Raw genomic sequence first — 18,808 nt, forward strand, 5'->3', positions numbered from 1 at the left:
GTATTTTTCAATGCGATTTAAAGGTAAAAATGCCGCCGTTTGTAAATTGTGTTATTATATCAGGGATATTTCGTTTTGTATTAAAAGAGGGACTATGATAACGGATGATAGAATAACAAGTTTTATAAAGTCATTTATGTCGGATAACGCTGCCGAAGTAAGGGCTATAGAATTAAAAGCAAGAGAAGAGGGAGTACCTGTTATACGTAAAGAAGCCGAAAGCTTTTTACAAACCATGACGGCAATTGTTAAACCGAAAAACATACTCGAAATAGGCACTGCAGTCGGATACTCCGCAATTCTTATGGCAGGCGCTTATGAAAACTCGCATATTACGACAATAGAATTGGATGCAGAAAGGGCTTCAGAAGCAAGGAACAATTTTGAAAAGCTTAACCTTTCGGAGAGGATTGACCTGATAGAGGGTGATGCAGGAATTGTGCTCGAAGAACTTTCAAAAGAGAACAGAAAATATGATTTTGTATTTATGGATGCCGCAAAAGGACAATATATGTCATACTGGGAAAATATAATAAAAATGATTCACACAGGAAGTGTGATTTTGACGGATAATTGTCTGCAGGAGGGATCCGTAATCCATTCAAGAAGTTTAATAACTCAGAGAGACAGAACCATATACGACAGAATGAGAGAATTTTTATATAACATTACACATACCGAAGGAATAAAAACAAGTATAATTCCCATAGGAGACGGTATGGCAATATCAGTGAAAGAATAACGGACAGAGGGAAATAATGGAACACGGTAAGAGACTTAAGCCTGAGGTGCTTGCACCGGCAGGCAATTTAGACATTTTAAAAATTGCGATAACATACGGAGCGGACGCCGTGTACATAGGCGGTGAAGTTTACGGATTAAGGGCGGCGGCCCACAATTTTACAAATGAGGAAATAAAAGAAGGCATCAAATATGCCCATGAAAGAGGGAAAAAAGTATATATAACCGCAAATATACTTGCTCACAATGAGGACCTTGAAGGTGTCAGAGAATATTTTAAAGAATTGGACGTTATTAAACCGGATGCCGTAATTATTTCGGACCCGGGAGTATTTATGATTGCAAAGGAACTTCTGCACGATATAGAGCTTCATGTCAGTACTCAGGCAAACAATATTAATTACGGTACATACAATTTCTGGCACTTATTGGGAGCGAGCAGAGTTGTTACCGGAAGAGAACTTTCTTTGGAAGAAATCAGGGAAATAAGAAAGAACATTCCGGATGATCTTGAAATAGAGACATTTGTGCACGGCGCAATGTGTATGTCATATTCGGGAAGATGCCTTTTAAGCAATTATATGACGGACAGAGATGCAAACAGGGGAGAATGTACGCATCCGTGCCGTTGGAGATACAGTCTTGTTGAGGAGAACAGACCCGGTGAATATTTGCCGGTATTTGAAAACGAACGGGGAACATTTATATTTAATTCCAAAGACTTATGTATGATAGATTATATTCCGGAACTGGTAAATGCCGGCATTGACAGCTTCAAAATAGAGGGAAGAATGAAAACGGCACTCTATGTCGCTACAACCGTAAGAGCGTACCGAATGGCAATAGATGATTGGTTTGAAGATGAAAAGAAATACAAAGAGAGACTTCCGTTCTATAACAGAGAGGTTAATTCAGCGTCAAGAAGAAAATATACAACAGGATTTTTCTTTAATAAGGCAGATGAAACTTCAATGTTTTATGAATCGGAGCGTTCCGCTCCGGATACATACCTGGGTACCGTCGAACGAATTGACGATAAAGGTATGGCAGTTTTGGAACAGAAAAATAAATTTTCTGTCGGAGATGTATTAGAAGTGATTAAGCCAAACGGTGAAAACATTCCCATTACCGTATTATCCATTACGGATGATGAAGGAAACGGTATGGAGTCATGTCCGCATCCGAAGCAAATTCTTCATGTGGAATTTGACAGGGAACTCTCTGAATCGGACATATTAAGAAATCATATAAGCAGGTAATACAACAGCCTAAATGTTAAAGGATCGGTATGACTTTAAACGGAGACTATAAGCTTCATACATGAATATGAGGTTTAAAGGTCTGTTTTGTAAAAGTTATAATATCAGGTTAACTTTAGGCTGTTTTCTGTTTGTAAATTGTCTATAAAAAATATGCCGTCGGGGTACATATTTAACTAAAAATGTTATAATGTGAAAAAATTTAGATAATATAGTAAAAGTCCTTATGGGATTACGGAGGTATATAATGCCTAAAATAATACAAAAAGAAATTATATCTGAAAGGTTACACAAACTGCGTGATAAGATGAAGACCGGAAGTATAGATATGGTTATATTATCTAATACAGACTATCACAACTCTGAATATTCAAGCGAATATTTTAAAGACAGGGAATATTTCTCGGGATTTACCGGTTCGGCAGGAACATTATTGGTTACAAAAGACAATGCGTATCTTTTTACGGACGGAAGATATTTTGTTCAGGCAGAATTACAACTTTCTAACGGCGAAATAAAACTTATGAAAAGCGGCACAAAAGACGTTCCTTCAATCAGCGGGTTCGTATCGGAATGTGCGCATAAAAGTGATCATGTTTACAGGGTTGCGTTTGACGGAAGGACGGTAAGTGCGTCATTCGGTGAGAAATTAAGCAAAACAGGCAATGTTGAAATTGAAGACACATTTTATGCCGGAGATTATATTTGGCAGTCACGCGAAAAGCAGACATTTAACGATATTTTTTCCCTGGATGTAAAATATACCGGAGAAGATACGGAAAGCAAGTTAAATCGAATAAGGAAATACATGTCCGATATCGGAGCAGGTATACATATTGTTACAAGTCTTGACGACATATCGTGGATTCTTAATTTAAGAGGAAGAGATATTGCTTATACACCTTTATTTTTTTCGTATTTAATAATAACGGATAAGAAGTGTACGGCTTATGTTAATAAATCCTCTTTAAGAGACGATGCAAAAATCTCACTCAAAGATAAGGTTGAATTCGCGGAATATGCCGACTTCTACAAAGACATAAAGAGTGTTGTTTCCGGTAACGATACCGTACTTGCTGACAAGAACAAAATTAATTATTCGCTTTTTAAAATTCTTTCGGATTCCGGTTGTAAGGTTGTTTACAGGATGAATCCGTCAACGGAATTTAAATCAATAAAAAATAATACGGAGATTGAAAACCTTAAAAAAATACACATTGAGGACGGAGTTTGTGTGGCAAAATTAATGTTTCATCTTAAAAGATCCGCTAAAAACAAAGAAACATTAACGGAGACTGACGCAGCGGCTTTTATAGACGGACTCCGTTCGGAGATTTCCGATTATGTTGAATTGAGCTTCCCGACCATAAGCGCTGCGGGACCGAATGCGGCACAGATGCATTATGCGGCCGATGAGGAGAATCAAAGCACTCTTAAAGAGGGAGAAATGCTTCTTGTGGATTCGGGAGGACATTATTTAAGAGGGACTACGGATATTACGAGAACATTTGCATACGGTGAGTGCGATGAGGAAATGAAGAAGCATTTTACATTGGTATTAAAAGGTATGTTAGCTCTTTCCGATGCGGTATTTCTTAAGGGCTGCTCCGGTTATTCTCTGGATATACTCGCAAGGGAACCCATGTGGAAAGAGGGCATTGACTATCGTTCGGGAACCGGCCACGGAGTAGGTTATATGACAAATGTACATGAAGGACCGAATGCATTTCGATGGCGCTATATACCGGGTGTAAGTGAATATTCGGAATTATTGCCGGGAATGGTTACAACGGATGAACCTGGAATATATCTTGAAGGAGAATACGGAATCCGAATAGAAAATGAGCTGTTATGTGTTAACAGGGAAAGTAATGAGTACGGCGATTTCCTTGAATTTGAAACGCTTACCCATGCGCCGATTGACTTGGATCTTATTGACACGGAACTGCTCTCCGAAAGGGAAAAAGAACTGATAAATAATTATCATAATGACGTGTTCAGGGAATTGGCACCTTTTATGGAAGGCGACGACCTAAATATGCTTAAAAAATATACAAAAGCCATTAAATAAATGAAGCTTAATTTTTATAATGCATAAAACGTTCTTATTTTATCTGTATAACTGATTAATAAATACGACAAATACAAAGAAAGGAAAATGATATGGCTTTCATATCATCATGAGAAAATGAATTATATATGGAATCTTCCCACAAAAGTTTTATTCGGCGAGGGGATGCTCAATGAGCTGCATAATGAGGAAATGCCGGGGAGAAAGGCTCTTATAGTTATTTCAAACGGTAAGTCCGTTAAAAACAACGGATGGATTGACGAGGTGGTTGATGAACTTAATCAGGCCGGAGTGGAGAGCGTTGTATATGATAATATCAGTCCAAATCCTACGGAACCTGAAATTATGGACGGTGTAACATGCGCAAGGGAGAATGAAGTTGATTTTATTGTTGGACTGGGCGGAGGTTCCGTTTTGGATTCCGCAACAATAATTGCCGCGGTAGCACCTCAAAAAGACGGTGGACGGGTATGGGATTATATACAAAGCGGAACGGGAGGACGAAGGCCTTTGGAAGAAAAGTCTCTTCCGTACATTGAAATAACAACAACGGCAGGAACAGGATCCGAAGTAGACAGATGGGGTGTCGTTACAAATCCGGATACGCATGAGAAAATAGGTTTTGAAGGAGATTACGCATTTCTTGCCATAGTTGATCCGAGACTTATGTTAACCGTTCCTCCGACGCTCACCGCGTATCAGGGATTTGATGCGCTTTTTCACAGCATTGAAGGATATATTTCAAATGCAAGAACGGCACCGGCACAGATGGTTGAAATAGCGGCCATAGGAAATATTGCACAATATCTTCCGGTGGCGGTTAAAGACGGTGACAATATGGACGCAAGAGAAAAAATTGCCTTTGCCAACACATTGAGCGGATATTCCATGGAATTTGGTTCATGTACCAGTGAACATGCGCTTGAACATGCTCTCAGCGGCAATCATCCGGAATTGCCTCACGGCGCCGGACTTATTATGATAAGTCTTGCGTACTTTAAACATTTTATTGACAAACATGTTTGCGACGACAGATTTATGGAAATGGCAATTGCGCTCGGAGCAAGACAGATAAAGGGACCTTATGATTTCCTTCAGGCTCTGGAACGTCTTATGAGAGAGTGCGGTGTTGCAGACCTGAAAATGAGCGATTACGGTATTTCTGCTGCCGAATTTCCTCGTCTTGTAAAGGAGGCAAGGGAAACGATGGGAGGACTTTTCGAATGTGATCCGATGCCTTTAAGCGATGAAGAGGCGGAAGCGATTTATCTTGCTTCATATAAATGATTACCGTTTAATTAATACTTTACTATTGAGTAAAATTAATATATGTTATCATCATGGAGACTTAATTAATATTACTATAATTAGGGAGATGTTATGAGAAAGTTATATATTGATTGCGGCGGCGGCCTGAGCGGAGACATGCTTGTGGCAGCTTTGATTGACCTGGGTGTAAATACGAATAAAATTACGGAAGCATTTAACACTTTTACCGTTCGAAGCGGCAAGGAATTATCATATAAAGTAACATATGAAGATTATGATAATGAAAAGGCATGTGAATTTAACGTTATTTGCGATGAGAGCGAGTATACAAAGGAAGCGGCAACAGGCAATGCACATACCCGAAACCTCGAAGAGATTCACGATATGCTTGACATGTTTGACATGAGCGGATATGCAAGAACCATTGCAAGAAGAATATATAATATAATAGCCGGAAGTGAAGCTACCGTATATGCCATGAATCCGGGAGACCTCAAATTATTCGAGGACGGCTCACTTCAAACAATAGCCGTTATTGCGGCATTTGCCATATGTTTTGACGCTCTTGAAGCTCATGAAGTTATTGTACCTAGAATAGTTGAAGGCAGCGGCGAAGTAATGACGCATCAGGGCGAAAGAATTGTTCCGGCGCCTTTGATAAGCCAGATTGCAGGATTTTATAATCTTCCTATTGAAAAAACAGGTACAAAGGGAGAACTTATCACGTCTGTAGGCGCTGCAATGATTGCGGCCATTATCACGGATACAAAAGCAATAGATGAGGAAGAAGTAAAGGATGCCAAAGTAAGCATAGGCGCAGGTCAGTGTCATCTTGACAAACCGGCGGTAATTAAAGCATATTTTGTGGAATAATCCGAAAACTTTCGGAGAATCAGCTTTCAAATTTACTTTATTATTCGTTTTAAGATTAAAATTCAAAAATTTATAAATATATAAGGACTTAATCAGACGGCTGTTAACCGTACAATTAAGTCCTTTTTAATTATTATTCTTTACCTTTATTTCTGAACGCAAGGAATACAGGCAGTCCAAGCAAAACAGCGCCTCCGACAATATTGCCTGCCGTTGCTATAAGCATATGCAGCGGCATCATTGTCCAATCGACGGCACCTCCGAGGCCGACAATTCCCATGGTATATAATCCTATATTTGCAATGCAGTGCTCCAGTCCGGGAAGAACGAAAGCGGTAACAAATAATAAGATAAATATGAGTCTGGCCGCTTCGTTTTTCATTCTCATATTGCCGTATGCGGCTATACAGACAACGAAGTTACAAAGAACGGCTTTAAGAAACAACTCCCATGGATTAAATTCCAAGCGTGCCTCAATAATAGGCTGTATATATGCCATTATGCTGTCTCTTTGAGCTCCGCTCCAAACAAAAACGGCAGCTACAAGAATAAGACCGCATGCATTACCGAGGTAACACATTCCCCATAAGGAAAGCGTCTTGCGGAACGTAACTTTTCTGTCATATACAGGCATAATACCCGTAAAGCAGTTTCCGGTGAAAAGTTCGGCTCCTAAAAAAGAAATTGCAACAAGACCGGCACCAAATGTTGATGCGAGTGCAATTCGGGCAACGGGCGGATTATCCTGAAACGCAGCACCCATTGAATAAGCAAAAAGGGTTGCAACTCCAAGAAAGATACCCGCCATAAATGCTCGCCAAAAATAGCGACCTGGTGTAGACGATAAAGTTTCATACTTCGGTAAAGCGAAACTGTTTATCAATTGAACATCATTCACTAAATACTCTCTCTCCTTTTAAAACATATATTAACAGTGGGTTTTGTTATTATAATAATACAAGCTTATTGTAAAGAGAGTTAAAATTATATGTATATACAATAATTATATAAAGTAAAAATGCATTTCCGTTAAATAAAATTTAAAAAAACAAATAATAAATTTATAATTGTATAAGATTTTGTAATTTATATATGTATTATATGGTATAATGAAAACTTAAACAGTTGAATTGTTTACATAGACCAGGGGGGAAGTATCGATGAAGTTATTTGAAAAGTCCAATAAGCTTGATTATGTATGTTACGACATTCGAGGACCTGTTATGGACGAGGCCAACAGGATGATAGACAGCGGACGAGATGTTTTAAAATTAAATATCGGTAATCCCGCCACATTCGGATTTAAGGCTCCGGAACCAATTGTCGAAGAAATGAGAAAAAGACTTGTCAGTTCGGAAGGATATTCCCATTCAAAGGGATTGATTGAGGCAAGGACGGCAATATCCGAATATTGTTCAAAAAAGCATATACCGAATGTTACGCCTGATGATATTTATACCGGAAACGGAGTAAGCGAACTTATAACACTTACAATGAACGGTCTGCTTAACAACGGAGACGAGATGCTTGTTCCGGCTCCCGACTATCCTCTTTGGACGGCTTCCGTCACCCTTGCGGGAGGAAATGCCGTTCATTATGTATGTGATGAATCATCGAATTGGTATCCGGACATAAATGACATAAAATCTAAAATAACGGATAAAACAAAGGGAATAGTAGTAATTAACCCAAATAACCCTACGGGTGCCCTGTATCCTAAGGAATTACTTGAACAAATCGCAGATTTGGCGAGAGAGTATGATCTTATTATTTTTGCGGACGAGATATACGACAGACTCGTATTCGACGGAAAAGAACATATTTCAATAGCATCGCTTGCTCCCGACAGACCGGTAATAACATTTAACGGATTGTCAAAATCACATTTAATGGCAGGATACAGAATAGGCTGGATGTCAATATCGGGGGATAAATCCAACATTGAAGATTATATAGCGGGAATAAATTTATTATCCTCAATGAGATTATGTTCAAATGTGCCGGGTCAGTCGATTATACCGATGGCCATGGACATGCTTGATTCATCAGATGAAATGATTCTTCCCGGAGGAAGAGTTTATGAACAAAGGGAAGCAATATATAACGCAATATGCGATATACCGGGCTTAAGTGCCGTAAAGCCTGATGCGGCATTTTATATATTCCCTAAAATGGATGTTAAAAAGTTTAATATAATAGATGATGAGAGATTTGCTCTCGATCTTCTTAAAGAGAAGCAAATTCTTATCACTCACGGCGGAGGCTTCCATTGGACAAATCCCGACCACTTCAGAATAGTATACTTGCCTGATGTGAATATGATTGAGGAAGCGTCTGCAAAAATGAGAGATTTCTTTGCAAACTACAAACAGGAAATTTAAACGGCTAAACTAAACGACAGCTTGATTATTTAAGGATGTTTATTATGAAAAAAATGCTTTTCGTATTCAATCCTCATGCGGGAAAAGGAAGGATAAAGAACCATCTTGTAAAAATGCTTCAGATTTTTACGGCAGGAGGATACGACGTAACAATATATCCTACAAAGGGCAGATTTGATGCATTTGAATATGTGAGACGTATGGAGAGCGGATTTGACGTAATAGGATGTTGCGGCGGAGACGGCACGCTTAATGAAGTTGTGGGTGCGTTGCTTAAAAACAAATCAAAGGTCCCGATTGCATATATACCCGGCGGAACCATGAACGATTGGGGAACCAATCTCGGTATGTCAAACAACATGGAAACTTCCGCAAAGATGATAGTTGACGGCTCTGCAATGGCGTTTGACATAGGCAGATTCAACGGTAAAAATTTTAATTATGTGGCAGCCTTCGGAGCATTTACGGAAATTGCATATGATACATCTCAGAGATTAAAGAAAGTCATCGGACAGACGGCATATGGCATATCAGCGTTGAAATCTCTCGTAAGGCTGAAACCGTATCATTTGCGGGTAGAGTGCGCGGAATGTACATTAGAGGGGAATTACTTATACGGTATGGCAAACAACTCCAATGTTATCGGGGGCTTCAGACTTGACGGTATGCATACGGATCTGCATGACGGTAAGTTTGAAATATTGCTTATAAAAAAGTTCAGAAATCCCTTTGATTTTACAAGATTATTAAATGCCGCCATTATCCAGGATTATATTAATACGGATACGGTTGACGTAATTGAAACGTCGGAGGCAAAATTCATATTTGACGATCCGGTCAAATGGACACTCGACGGAGAGTACGGGGGTATGCATAAGGAGATTGACATAGAGATAGTTCCGGATGCCGTAAATTTCATTGTTCCTCCGAAAAATTGCAAACTTATTCGACTGGAGGAGGAGAAGAAAAAGGTTCATTTACAAAAACTTATAGAAAAAAGGGATAATTTTTTAGAAGATAAAGAGAATTTATGATCTGAAACATCCGTTTTTTTGATAAAACAAATAAAATATAATTGTACTTGTTTTTGTACACAAAAAACTTATATAAATTGTTGACAGCAGTATATTGTAATGATATTATATCACTGTTGTCACGCAGTCGTGGCGGAATTGGCATACGCGCTAGACTAAGGATCTAGTGAGCATTGCGCTCGTGAGGGTTCAAGTCCCTCCGACTGCATTATGAACCCCGCTTAATCGTAGCGGGGTTTTTATTTTAAATAATTTAACATTTTGCGGAAGTGTCGGAATCGGCAGACGAGCAAGATTCAGATTCTTGTGTGAGTAATCACGTGTGAGTTCAAGTCTCATCTTCCGCATTTAACTTTTATCAAAAGCCCCTGTATTTATCAGCGATACAGGGGCTTTTATTATGGTATTTTTCGAAAACGGGGAAATAAAGGGGTAAAAGACAAATTTCTTCCGCATTTTTATTGAATACAACATAAAGTTTACATATATATACCACGATGTTATAATAAACACATATTTGTTTAGTTCTTTAGGAGGGTTTACCATGAAGCACATTAAAACACTTAACGAGAGAGTTTTAAAGGATACAATCGAGCATGGCGGCTGCGGCGAATGCCAGACATCATGTCAGTCAGCATGCAAGACATCATGTACGGTAGGCAATCAGCATTGCGAAAATGAAAACAATAAGTAATACCCGATAAGAGTATTTTGACGGAGCGCTTTTTAAGCGCTCCTTATTTTAATGTTATTAATGTATCATTAACGAACAATTGGTAACGGAATATTCTTTCGGTTTATGATACAAATATAAAACAGATTTAATAGAGTAACTTATAATAAGAGATAGGGGTTTTTGTATAATGGTTCATCAGTATAAAAATAACGGTTACAATATTGTAATGGATATTAACAGCGGAGCAATTCATGTGGTTGATGATGTTGTTTACGACATATTATCGCTTATGGATGAGCAAATGCTTTCCGAAGAAGAGGTTTTTGCAAGATATAATGCAAAAACCGCCGACGGTTCCTCGGATATTAACACATCATATACGGAGCATGAGATTAAAGAAGCATATGATGAAATAAAAGAGCTCTTTGATGCCGAGATGTTATTTACGGAAGATATTTATAAGCCTGTTATTGAAGATTTAGATAACAGACCCATAGTTCTTAAGGCATTATGTCTTCATATAGCACATGACTGCAACTTGGCGTGTGAATACTGTTTTGCCGGTAAGGGAGAATATCAGGGAGAGAAGGCAATGATGAGCTTTGAAACAGGTAAGAAGGCTCTTGATTACATGGTTGCCAATTCAGGAAACAGGAAACATTTGGAAGTAGACTTTTTCGGCGGTGAGCCTACAATGAACTTTGATGTTGTCAAACAACTGGTGGATTACGGAAGAGAACTTGAAAAAAAGCACGATAAAGTATTTCGTTTTACATTGACGACAAACGGTCTTCTTGTTGATGATGACATGATCGAATATATGAACAAAGAAATGTCTAATGTTGTTCTCAGTATAGACGGAAGAAAAGAAGTTACGGACAGAATGCGTCCTACAAGAAACGGAATGGGAAGTGCATACGATATTATCCTTCCTAAGTACAAGAAGATAGCAGAGAGCAGAAATCAGGAGAGATATTATGTAAGAGGAACGTTTACCCATAATAACCTTGATTTTTCAAAGGATGTTTTACACCTGGCTGATTTGGGATTTAAAGAGATTTCCGTTGAGCCGGTTGTGGCTGCTAATGATGAACCGTATGCGATTAAAAAGGAAGACCTGCCGACTCTTCTCAATGAATATGATATTCTTGCAAAGGAAATCGTTAAGAGGACTAAAGAGGGAAGAGGTTTTGATTTCTTCCACTTCATGATCGACCTTGAAGGAGGTCCGTGCGCGACAAAGAGATTACAGGGATGCGGATCCGGATGCGAATATGTGTCGATTACGCCTACAGGAGAGATATATCCGTGTCATCAGTTTGTCGGTACCGAAGAAATGGAACTCGGAAATCTTGATGAAGGTATAAAGAGAGAAGATATCAGACAGGAATTTCATAAAAGTAATGTTTATACAAGACCTGACTGCGAAAATTGTTTTGCAAAATTCTACTGCAGCGGAGGTTGTGCGGCAAATGCATATAATTTTACAGGAAGCATTAACGGAAACTATGAAATCGGATGTGAATTACAGAGAAAAAGGGTTGAATGTGCAATTATGATTAAAGCGGCACTTGCCGAATAAAAACTTTAAAAATATTCTGTTCGGTAAATCGCTGCGGTCGTATTTTATTTTCTTGAGGAAGGATTGATAAGTTGTTTTATGAGCAATAAAGAGTGGAGAGTATACACAAAGTCTGCCGATTTCAACGGGCTTGCAAAGAAATTTAATATAGATCCGGTTGTTGCAAGAATACTTGTTAACAGAGATATAAAAGAAAGTGAGTTTGCGGGCTTTATCAATCCGGATTTGGGACTTCTGCATAATCCGTTTCTTATGAAGGGGATGAAGGAAGCGGTTAATATTATTCACGAAGCCATTTCAAACGGTGAACGAATAAGGGTGGTAGGAGATTATGATATCGACGGAACTTCATCATGCGGAATATTGGTGAGGGGATTAAAAAATATAGGTGCATATTCCGATGCGCGTGTTCCGCACAGAATAGCGGACGGGTACGGAATTAATAAATCAATGGTAAAAACCGCCAAAGAGGACGGAATATCCGTCATAATCACATGCGATAACGGAATAGCGGCCGGAGAAGCCGCAGAGTATGCGAAAGAGTGCGGAATTAAGCTTATTGTCACCGATCATCATGAAGTTCCTTATGAACTGTCTGACGGAGAGAAGAAGTATATTTTCCCTGATGCAGATGTGATTATAGATCCTAAACAACCGGGATGTGAATATCCTTTTAAAGAATTATGCGGTGCCGGTGTAGCGTGGAAGCTGCTGTGCGCTTTGGGAGTTGATGAAGATATTTTAATTCAGACACTTCAGCTTGCGGCATTTGCCACAATAGGCGACATCGTGGCGCTTAAGGACGAAAACCGAATATTGGCTAAAAAGGGACTTGAATTGATTAATAAACTAAAGACGGTTTCGGAATATTTTGATCCGTATGCCGAATATGAAGAATCGGATTATTTTTACGATTATGATTCGGACGGCCGTGATATTATGGAAAATGCCGGAAAGTCTTCAGCCGTTTTGGGTTTAAACGCCCTCATAGATGTTACGGGATACAGGGATAAAAATATCGGAGCCTTTGAAGTGGGGTTCATTCTCGGACCGTGCATAAATGCCGCAGGAAGATTGGATGACGCCATAAATGCCGTTAATCTGTTTTTAACGGATGATTATGAGGAGGCGTTGTTAATTGCGAAAAAAATTAATGAATTAAATATCAACAGGAAAGATATGACTTTAAATGCAGTTAACAAAGCCTTTGAAATAATAGAAAGGGAAAATTCGGCAAATGATAATGTTATCGTATGCCATATTCCGGACTGTCATGAAGCTCTGGCAGGACTTGTAGCCGGAAGAATTAAAGAACATTTTTATAAACCGACAATAATATTGACGGACGCAATGGGAGATTTTGAAGGACAGGCCAAGGCGTCTGCCAGATCCATAGACGGTTTTAATATACATGAAGCTTTGACATCTGTAAGTGACTTACTGTTGAAGTTCGGCGGTCACAAATCGGCGGCGGGATTCTCCATAAATATTTCCGATATTCCGGAATTTAAAAGAAGAATAAATGAATTTCCGGTTGTTCCGGATATGTACAAAGAAACGGTGTGGATAGATGTTCCCATGCCTCCGGACTATGTAACTGAAAAGCTGATTAATGAAATAAATATGCTTGCTCCTTTTGGAGAGGGGAATAAAAGACCCCTGTTTGCATATAAGGATTTAAAGGTTGTCGATGCTCGCATTCTGGGTCAAAAAAATAATTTTTTGAAACTTATATTGGAGATGAAAAACGGCAGCAGATTTACTGCCGTGAAGTTTGTTAACGAAAAAGAGATTAAACCTCAGGCGGGGAATACGGTATCCGTAACTTATTTTCCGGAAATAAACGAATATGATGGAAGAAAAAACATTCAGTTGAGAATAGAAGATTTTGTATCAATAAATTAAGATAAGTATACGTTAAGTAAGTATAATTTAAAAACAGAAAAAACGGTCAAATATGCAATTATAATTCGGTTAATAAGTATTAAACCGAGTGCATATTTGACCGTTTTCCGTTAAAGATCCTATAAGTTTAGTTGTCTATATGGTGTGACTTTCTGTTAATAAAGGTTGTACTGTATTTGGAATACATAATCTTTTGAGTCTTATATATGCTGAAGTATTCTGATATGAGGTAACTTACAGAAACACATATCATACAGTAATATATTTGACCGGCACCGAATAATTCGATGGAAAATACTATTGCCGTAATCGGACTGTTAGTTACGCCGCAAAATACTGCTGCGATACCGCATGCCACCACAAGGGGAATCGGAAGACCGAACATCGGAGCAATGAAGCTGCCGAGTGAGGCGCCCACAAACATGGCAGGTGCAATCTCTCCGCCCTTAAATCCGGCGCCCAGTGATACGGATGTAAATAATATCTTTAGCAGAAATACATACCACGGGGCAGATACAAACATAATATCCGGGATTTGACTGATTCCCGTTCCAAGGTATTCGTTTGTCTGTAATACAAGAGTCAAAAGAGCCACAACGGCTCCTCCCGCAGCCATTATTAAGTAAGGATTCTTTAAAACAACCTTGAACAGTTTTGAAAATGTTTCAAATGCAACTATATACAGCATGCTTACCGCAGCAAAAATAATTCCGAGCAATACGGCTTTTCCTCCGGAGAGAAAGTTCAAAGACGGAACATCCCCTACGGAGAAGGTAGTTGCTGTTATTCCCATATATTTGGAAACACCTCTTGCGATAATGGCAGATAAAAAACAAGGTACAATGGCAGCATAATGCATGACGCCGACGCTGATAACTTCCATTGCAAATATGGAAGAAGCGGCAGGCGCTCCGAAAACCACGGCATAACATGAACCCATTCCCGCCATAATAAGAACATGCTTATCTTTCTCATCAAGACGGAATATTCTTCCTATGGTATTACCGAAAGATCCTCCGATTTGAAAATTGGCGGATCCGCGGCCGCAGGAACCTCCGCATAGGTGTGTAAGCAACATTCCGGAGAATATGACGGGTATAACCCTGAACGGGATTTTTTCGCCTGACTGCACCGATTGAATAATAAGGTTACTTCCGGTATTTTCTTCCTGTCGGAACAATTTATACAGAAATACTATCAGAATTCCCGCAAGAGGAAGAAAATATACAAGCCAGGGATTTGCCAGTCTGAGATCGGTAACAAATGTATATGCTTTTGTTGCAAATGTACCTACAAAGCCGAGAATTACACCCAGAATAACGGAATAGAAGCACCATTTTATAAGAGTGGTAAATGCTAATTTCTCCTTGGTGGTGAATTCGCTTACTTCCTTTTTGTTGTAAAAAAAGTCTTTTATAAAACGCGACATTATAAAACCCTTTCAGACGGCAGACCGAACCTGCTCAAATATGCGTTGGAATATCTTTTGTCCGTTGTAACCTCATCGCCGAACCAATGAGGAGGGATATATTTGTGTGCTTCCTCAACGGAATTAAATTCGACTTCGGCAACGATCAGTCCGTGAAGTTCGTTTTCAAATATATCCAATTCTATTGTAAATTCTCCGTGGGGAATCTCATATCTTTTTTTTGTGATGATTATTCCGTCGCTTTTTGGCAAAAGATGCTCATATGATTCTTTGGTAAGAGGCAGATTGGCTTCTTCACGGGCGATGCCGTCCCCTGATTTATATGTCATATAATATGATTCGTTATCTTTTCTTACCCTTATTGCCGGAACGTCACAAAGATATCCCTGTTCAATTATTCGCAGTTTATAATTATCCAAACCGTCAGGCAGTGATGTGATTAAAAATTTTCTTTCTATTTCCATGGTATTAAATTACACAAATTCGTCTACATACATAAATGGCAATAAAAGTGCCGTTACACATATATAATCTATATTAAAAAGAAAAAAAATCAATGATGATTAATAAAAATAGAAAGAAAAAAGAAAAATGAAAAAACCGGCTTATAAAAATAAGCCGGTTAAGATAAATCTTTATATTATAAATATCGTCAAATATCAGATCGTTTAAATCAAAATATATTATTTCTTTTTCTTTGCAGAAGCTTTAGCAGGAGCCTTCTTTGCCTCTTTAGTCTCAACTGCTTCTTCCTTCACGTTAACGAGGTCTTTAAGAGCTTTGCCGGGTTTGAATTTAGGAGCAACGGAAGCAGGAATCTGAATCTCGGCGCCTGTCTGAGGGTTCTTGCCCACTCTTGCAGCTCTTTCGGCAGTTTCGAATGTACCGAAACCTACAAGCTGGATCTTATTACCTTCTTTAAGCTGCTCTGAAACAGTATCGATAAATGCAGCTAAAAACTTCTCAGCATCAACCTTCTTGATCTCAGCTTTTTCTGAAATGGCAGCAATTAATTCGCTCTTATTCATAATGATAATCCTCCCTTAATTGGACAATTTAAAATATACTGTCTAATTTATAATCTATTACAGTTTCATTGTCAATAAAAAATGCTAAAAAGTGTGATAAAAAGTGAGTTATAGAAGATTTATTTACAAAAATATCGATATATCTAAAAAATACATTTTGACATTTGTTAAGATATTATCACAGTGATATATTTAAAAATGAAACAGGATTTATCGGATTGTTATTTGTGGGAGAATAACACCGCATTATTAGGGCATTTGGGAGAACAACAGAATATGAAAGACAGCGATACCAAGAAGATTTCAGCGGCGGTCGTAAAGAGATTGCCAATATACCGGAGACATTTGAAAGACCTGATGGATGCGGGTATATACAGAATTTCATCAAAGGAACTGAGTTTGAGAATGAAAACAACGTCATCTCAGATAAGACAGGATTTAAATCAATTCGGTACATTCGGTCAACAGGGCTACGGCTACAATGTAAGATATTTATATGACGAAATATGCGGTATACTCGGTTTAAAGGAAAAACATAACACAATAATCATAGGAACAAGCGCGACGATAAGAGCATTGATAAGTAAGCATAACCTGCTCGGAAGAGAATCATTTCCGGTTGTGGGTGTTTTTGATACCAACAGGATAAATATCGGAGAAAAATTAGACGGATATGTAATAAACGATCTCAAAGATCTGAAGGAACTGCTTAAAGAGACTAATGTGGACATAGCAATAGTGGAACTGTCCAAAAATGAGGTGAAATCGGTTATTAATGAATTGATTGAAAACGGAATAAAAGAAATTCTTAATATATCGGATACCGATCTCAGATATTCACCGGATATACATATCGAGAACATTAATTTATCCGATGCGCTTTTAAGATTGTCATTTCACTCATCCGCAAGAAAAAGAGAGGAAAATATCGGATTATATGACGGAGAGTGAGACGGCAGGAAAGATAAAGGAGATATGCAATGGAGAGACTGTATGATTCAAAGCAGGCAAGAGATGTAGACCGCCTTACAATTGAAGATTGCCATATTCCTTCCGTATTGCTTATGGAACGGGCTGCGCTTCATATTTCGGGCAGAGCGGCAGAGATATACAACAACTGCATAAAAGACAATTTTTTCGTGAAAAATAAAAAGATTCTGGCAGTAGCCGGTTCGGGTAACAACGGGGGAGACAGTGTTGCCGCCGCAAGACAGTTATACGAAAAAAATATAGTTTGCGACATTTATGTTATTTCAAATAATATTAAAAATTCCTTAAAAGAACAGTTGGACATGGCGTCCGCTCTCGGAATTAATATATTTTTCGACTGTCCGGATATGTCACGATACGGAATTATTATTGACGGAATATTCGGAACCGGACTTGACAGGGATGTATCAGGTAAATATAAAACCGCAATCGAAGAAATTAATAATTCGGGAGCATATGTAATTTCCGCAGATATACCGTCCGGAATATCCGCAGACAGCGGAAAAGTTCTCGGATGCGCCGTAAAGGCTGACGAAACATTGACTTTTGGAAGGAACAAGCTGGGGATGACGCTCTATCCCGCAATAGATTATGCAGGCAATGTATGTGTTTGCAAAATAGGATTTCCGGAATTTATTGAAAAGCAGGTTGCGGATACATATTTCTTGCTTGAGAAAGACGATATTAACAGTTTGAAGAAGAGAGAGGACAATTCCAACAAAGGAACATTCGGTAATATACTTATTGTTGCAGGCTCCGAGAATATGGGAGGAGCAGGTATCTTAAGCCTGTCATCCGCGTTACACGGAGGTGCCGGAAAGGTTACAATGTGTACTCACATAAGCAACAGAACCGCCGTTTTAAGTTCTGTTCCGGAAGCGGTTCTTAAGTTATACGATACTCAGGGTACGGAAGCAATCTGTGACTGGATAAGAGATAACGTAAACAACTTCAGTTCGGTAATTGTTGGTCCCGGTCTCGGCACGGGAAAGGAAGCAAAATCTATTGTTCATGCCGTTATGGAATCATCCGAAGTATGTACGGTTATTGATGCGGATGCACTTAACATATGTTCCGATGAACTGTTAAGAAATAAAAATATATTTTTATCAAAGAGAAGAAAATATAATACGGTAATAACTCCGCATATTAAAGAATTCAGCAGACTGACGGGATTAAACGTAAGTGAAATTAAATCGGATATTGTAAATGTTGCAAAAAAATGGGCCAAAAGATTAAATGTTGTATTGGTCTTAAAGGATGCAAAGACGGTAATTACCGACGGTTACAAAGTGATTATCAACAATTACGGATGTAACGGTATGGCCACCGCAGGTTCCGGAGACGTACTTACGGGAATAATTGCAAACGCCGTACTGAGTACTCCTAAATACTCACATTCAGATACAGAAGAAGAAAGAAAATGCATTAATGCAATGCAATTGGAAAATGTTTCCAAAGGAGTTCTTCTTCACGCTCTTGCGGGTGAAAGTGCAAGAGACGAGAAGGGGAATAACAGCATGAGTGCAACTGATATTGTTAAAGGGATTGGCAATGTGCTAAAATAAAT

At 38.6% G+C, this 18,808-nt stretch carries 16 protein-coding genes and 2 tRNA genes; 14 read left to right on the forward strand and 4 right to left on the reverse strand.

Annotation, left to right across the window (positions count from 1 at the left end; translation table 11 throughout):
• Positions 1–94 precede the first annotated feature (94 nt).
• The 5 genes from ACYQ1N_RS04975 (at position 95) to larC (ending at position 6,213) form a co-directional block, all read left to right on the forward strand.
• Positions 95–742, forward strand: a complete 648-nt coding sequence (locus tag ACYQ1N_RS04975) for an O-methyltransferase (RefSeq protein ID WP_459833482.1) — start codon at positions 95–97, stop codon at positions 740–742.
• Between the two features lie 16 nt (positions 743–758).
• Positions 759–2,000 (forward strand): peptidase U32 family protein, encoded by a 1,242-nt coding sequence (locus ACYQ1N_RS04980; protein ID WP_459833484.1) that lies wholly within the window; start codon positions 759–761, stop codon positions 1,998–2,000.
• A gap of 247 nt (positions 2,001–2,247) precedes the next feature.
• Positions 2,248–4,071, forward strand: a complete 1,824-nt coding sequence (locus tag ACYQ1N_RS04985) for an aminopeptidase P family protein (RefSeq protein ID WP_459833487.1) — start codon at positions 2,248–2,250, stop codon at positions 4,069–4,071.
• A 117-nt stretch (positions 4,072–4,188) separates the two neighbouring features.
• A complete protein-coding gene (locus ACYQ1N_RS04990; RefSeq protein WP_459833490.1) occupies positions 4,189–5,358 on the forward strand; it encodes an iron-containing alcohol dehydrogenase in 1,170 nt (389 codons plus the stop codon).
• Between the two features lie 93 nt (positions 5,359–5,451).
• Positions 5,452–6,213, forward strand: a complete 762-nt coding sequence (gene larC / locus ACYQ1N_RS04995) for a nickel pincer cofactor biosynthesis protein LarC (RefSeq protein ID WP_459833491.1) — start codon at positions 5,452–5,454, stop codon at positions 6,211–6,213.
• Between the two features lie 133 nt (positions 6,214–6,346).
• Here larC and ACYQ1N_RS05000 read toward each other — a convergent pair whose 3' ends face one another.
• A complete protein-coding gene (locus ACYQ1N_RS05000; protein ID WP_459833493.1) occupies positions 6,347–7,111 on the reverse strand; it encodes a formate/nitrite transporter family protein in 765 nt (254 codons plus the stop codon).
• Positions 7,112–7,373: 262 nt separating this feature from the next.
• On the opposite strand from ACYQ1N_RS05000, the gene ACYQ1N_RS05005 reads away from it, so the two are divergent.
• From ACYQ1N_RS05005 to ACYQ1N_RS05035, 7 genes are all read left to right on the forward strand, one after another.
• Complete coding sequence (locus ACYQ1N_RS05005; protein WP_459833496.1) at positions 7,374–8,594, forward strand: aminotransferase class I/II-fold pyridoxal phosphate-dependent enzyme; 1,221 nt, start codon at positions 7,374–7,376, stop codon at positions 8,592–8,594.
• Between the two features lie 44 nt (positions 8,595–8,638).
• Entirely contained in the window at positions 8,639–9,628 is a 990-nt protein-coding gene (locus tag ACYQ1N_RS05010) for a diacylglycerol/lipid kinase family protein (protein WP_459833499.1), read from the forward strand.
• Positions 9,629–9,751: 123 nt separating this feature from the next.
• Positions 9,752–9,836, forward strand: a tRNA-Leu gene (locus ACYQ1N_RS05015).
• Positions 9,837–9,891: 55 nt separating this feature from the next.
• Positions 9,892–9,975: transfer RNA gene (locus ACYQ1N_RS05020), tRNA-Leu, on the forward strand.
• A gap of 197 nt (positions 9,976–10,172) precedes the next feature.
• Complete coding sequence (scfA, locus tag ACYQ1N_RS05025; protein WP_177956475.1) at positions 10,173–10,322, forward strand: six-cysteine ranthipeptide SCIFF; 150 nt, start codon at positions 10,173–10,175, stop codon at positions 10,320–10,322.
• A 169-nt stretch (positions 10,323–10,491) separates the two neighbouring features.
• Positions 10,492–11,886 carry a thioether cross-link-forming SCIFF peptide maturase gene (scfB, locus tag ACYQ1N_RS05030; protein ID WP_459833502.1) on the forward strand — a complete coding sequence of 465 codons (1,395 nt, stop codon included), beginning with the start codon at positions 10,492–10,494 and terminating at the stop codon, positions 11,884–11,886.
• A 78-nt stretch (positions 11,887–11,964) separates the two neighbouring features.
• Positions 11,965–13,791 carry a single-stranded-DNA-specific exonuclease RecJ gene (locus ACYQ1N_RS05035; protein ID WP_459833504.1) on the forward strand — a complete coding sequence of 609 codons (1,827 nt, stop codon included), beginning with the start codon at positions 11,965–11,967 and terminating at the stop codon, positions 13,789–13,791.
• A 127-nt stretch (positions 13,792–13,918) separates the two neighbouring features.
• Here the strand turns inward: ACYQ1N_RS05035 and ACYQ1N_RS05040 are convergent, their stop codons facing one another.
• The 3 genes from ACYQ1N_RS05040 to ACYQ1N_RS05050 all read right to left on the reverse strand — a co-directional run bounded on the left by ACYQ1N_RS05040 (position 13,919) and on the right by ACYQ1N_RS05050 (position 16,248).
• Complete coding sequence (locus tag ACYQ1N_RS05040; RefSeq protein WP_459833507.1) at positions 13,919–15,220, reverse strand: chloride channel protein; 1,302 nt, start codon at positions 15,218–15,220, stop codon at positions 13,919–13,921.
• Positions 15,220–15,684, reverse strand: a complete 465-nt coding sequence (locus ACYQ1N_RS05045; protein WP_459833509.1) for a CYTH domain-containing protein — start codon at positions 15,682–15,684, stop codon at positions 15,220–15,222. The genes ACYQ1N_RS05040 and ACYQ1N_RS05045 overlap by 1 nt, the downstream gene beginning before the upstream one ends.
• 219 nt (positions 15,685–15,903) lie before the next feature.
• Positions 15,904–16,248: an HU family DNA-binding protein gene (locus ACYQ1N_RS05050; RefSeq protein WP_459833511.1), complete on the reverse strand. Its 345-nt coding sequence runs from the start codon at positions 16,246–16,248 to the stop codon at positions 15,904–15,906.
• Positions 16,249–16,524: 276 nt separating this feature from the next.
• Between ACYQ1N_RS05050 and ACYQ1N_RS05055 the strand changes: the two genes are divergently transcribed.
• Both ACYQ1N_RS05055 and ACYQ1N_RS05060 read left to right on the forward strand, forming a co-directional pair.
• Positions 16,525–17,199 (forward strand): redox-sensing transcriptional repressor Rex, encoded by a 675-nt coding sequence (locus tag ACYQ1N_RS05055; protein WP_459833514.1) that lies wholly within the window; start codon positions 16,525–16,527, stop codon positions 17,197–17,199.
• A 29-nt stretch (positions 17,200–17,228) separates the two neighbouring features.
• Positions 17,229–18,806, forward strand: coding sequence for an NAD(P)H-hydrate dehydratase (locus tag ACYQ1N_RS05060; RefSeq protein ID WP_459833516.1), 1,578 nt, complete (start codon positions 17,229–17,231; stop codon positions 18,804–18,806).
• Positions 18,807–18,808 lie beyond the last annotated feature (2 nt).

Source organism: Howardella ureilytica, from assembly GCF_054657495.1.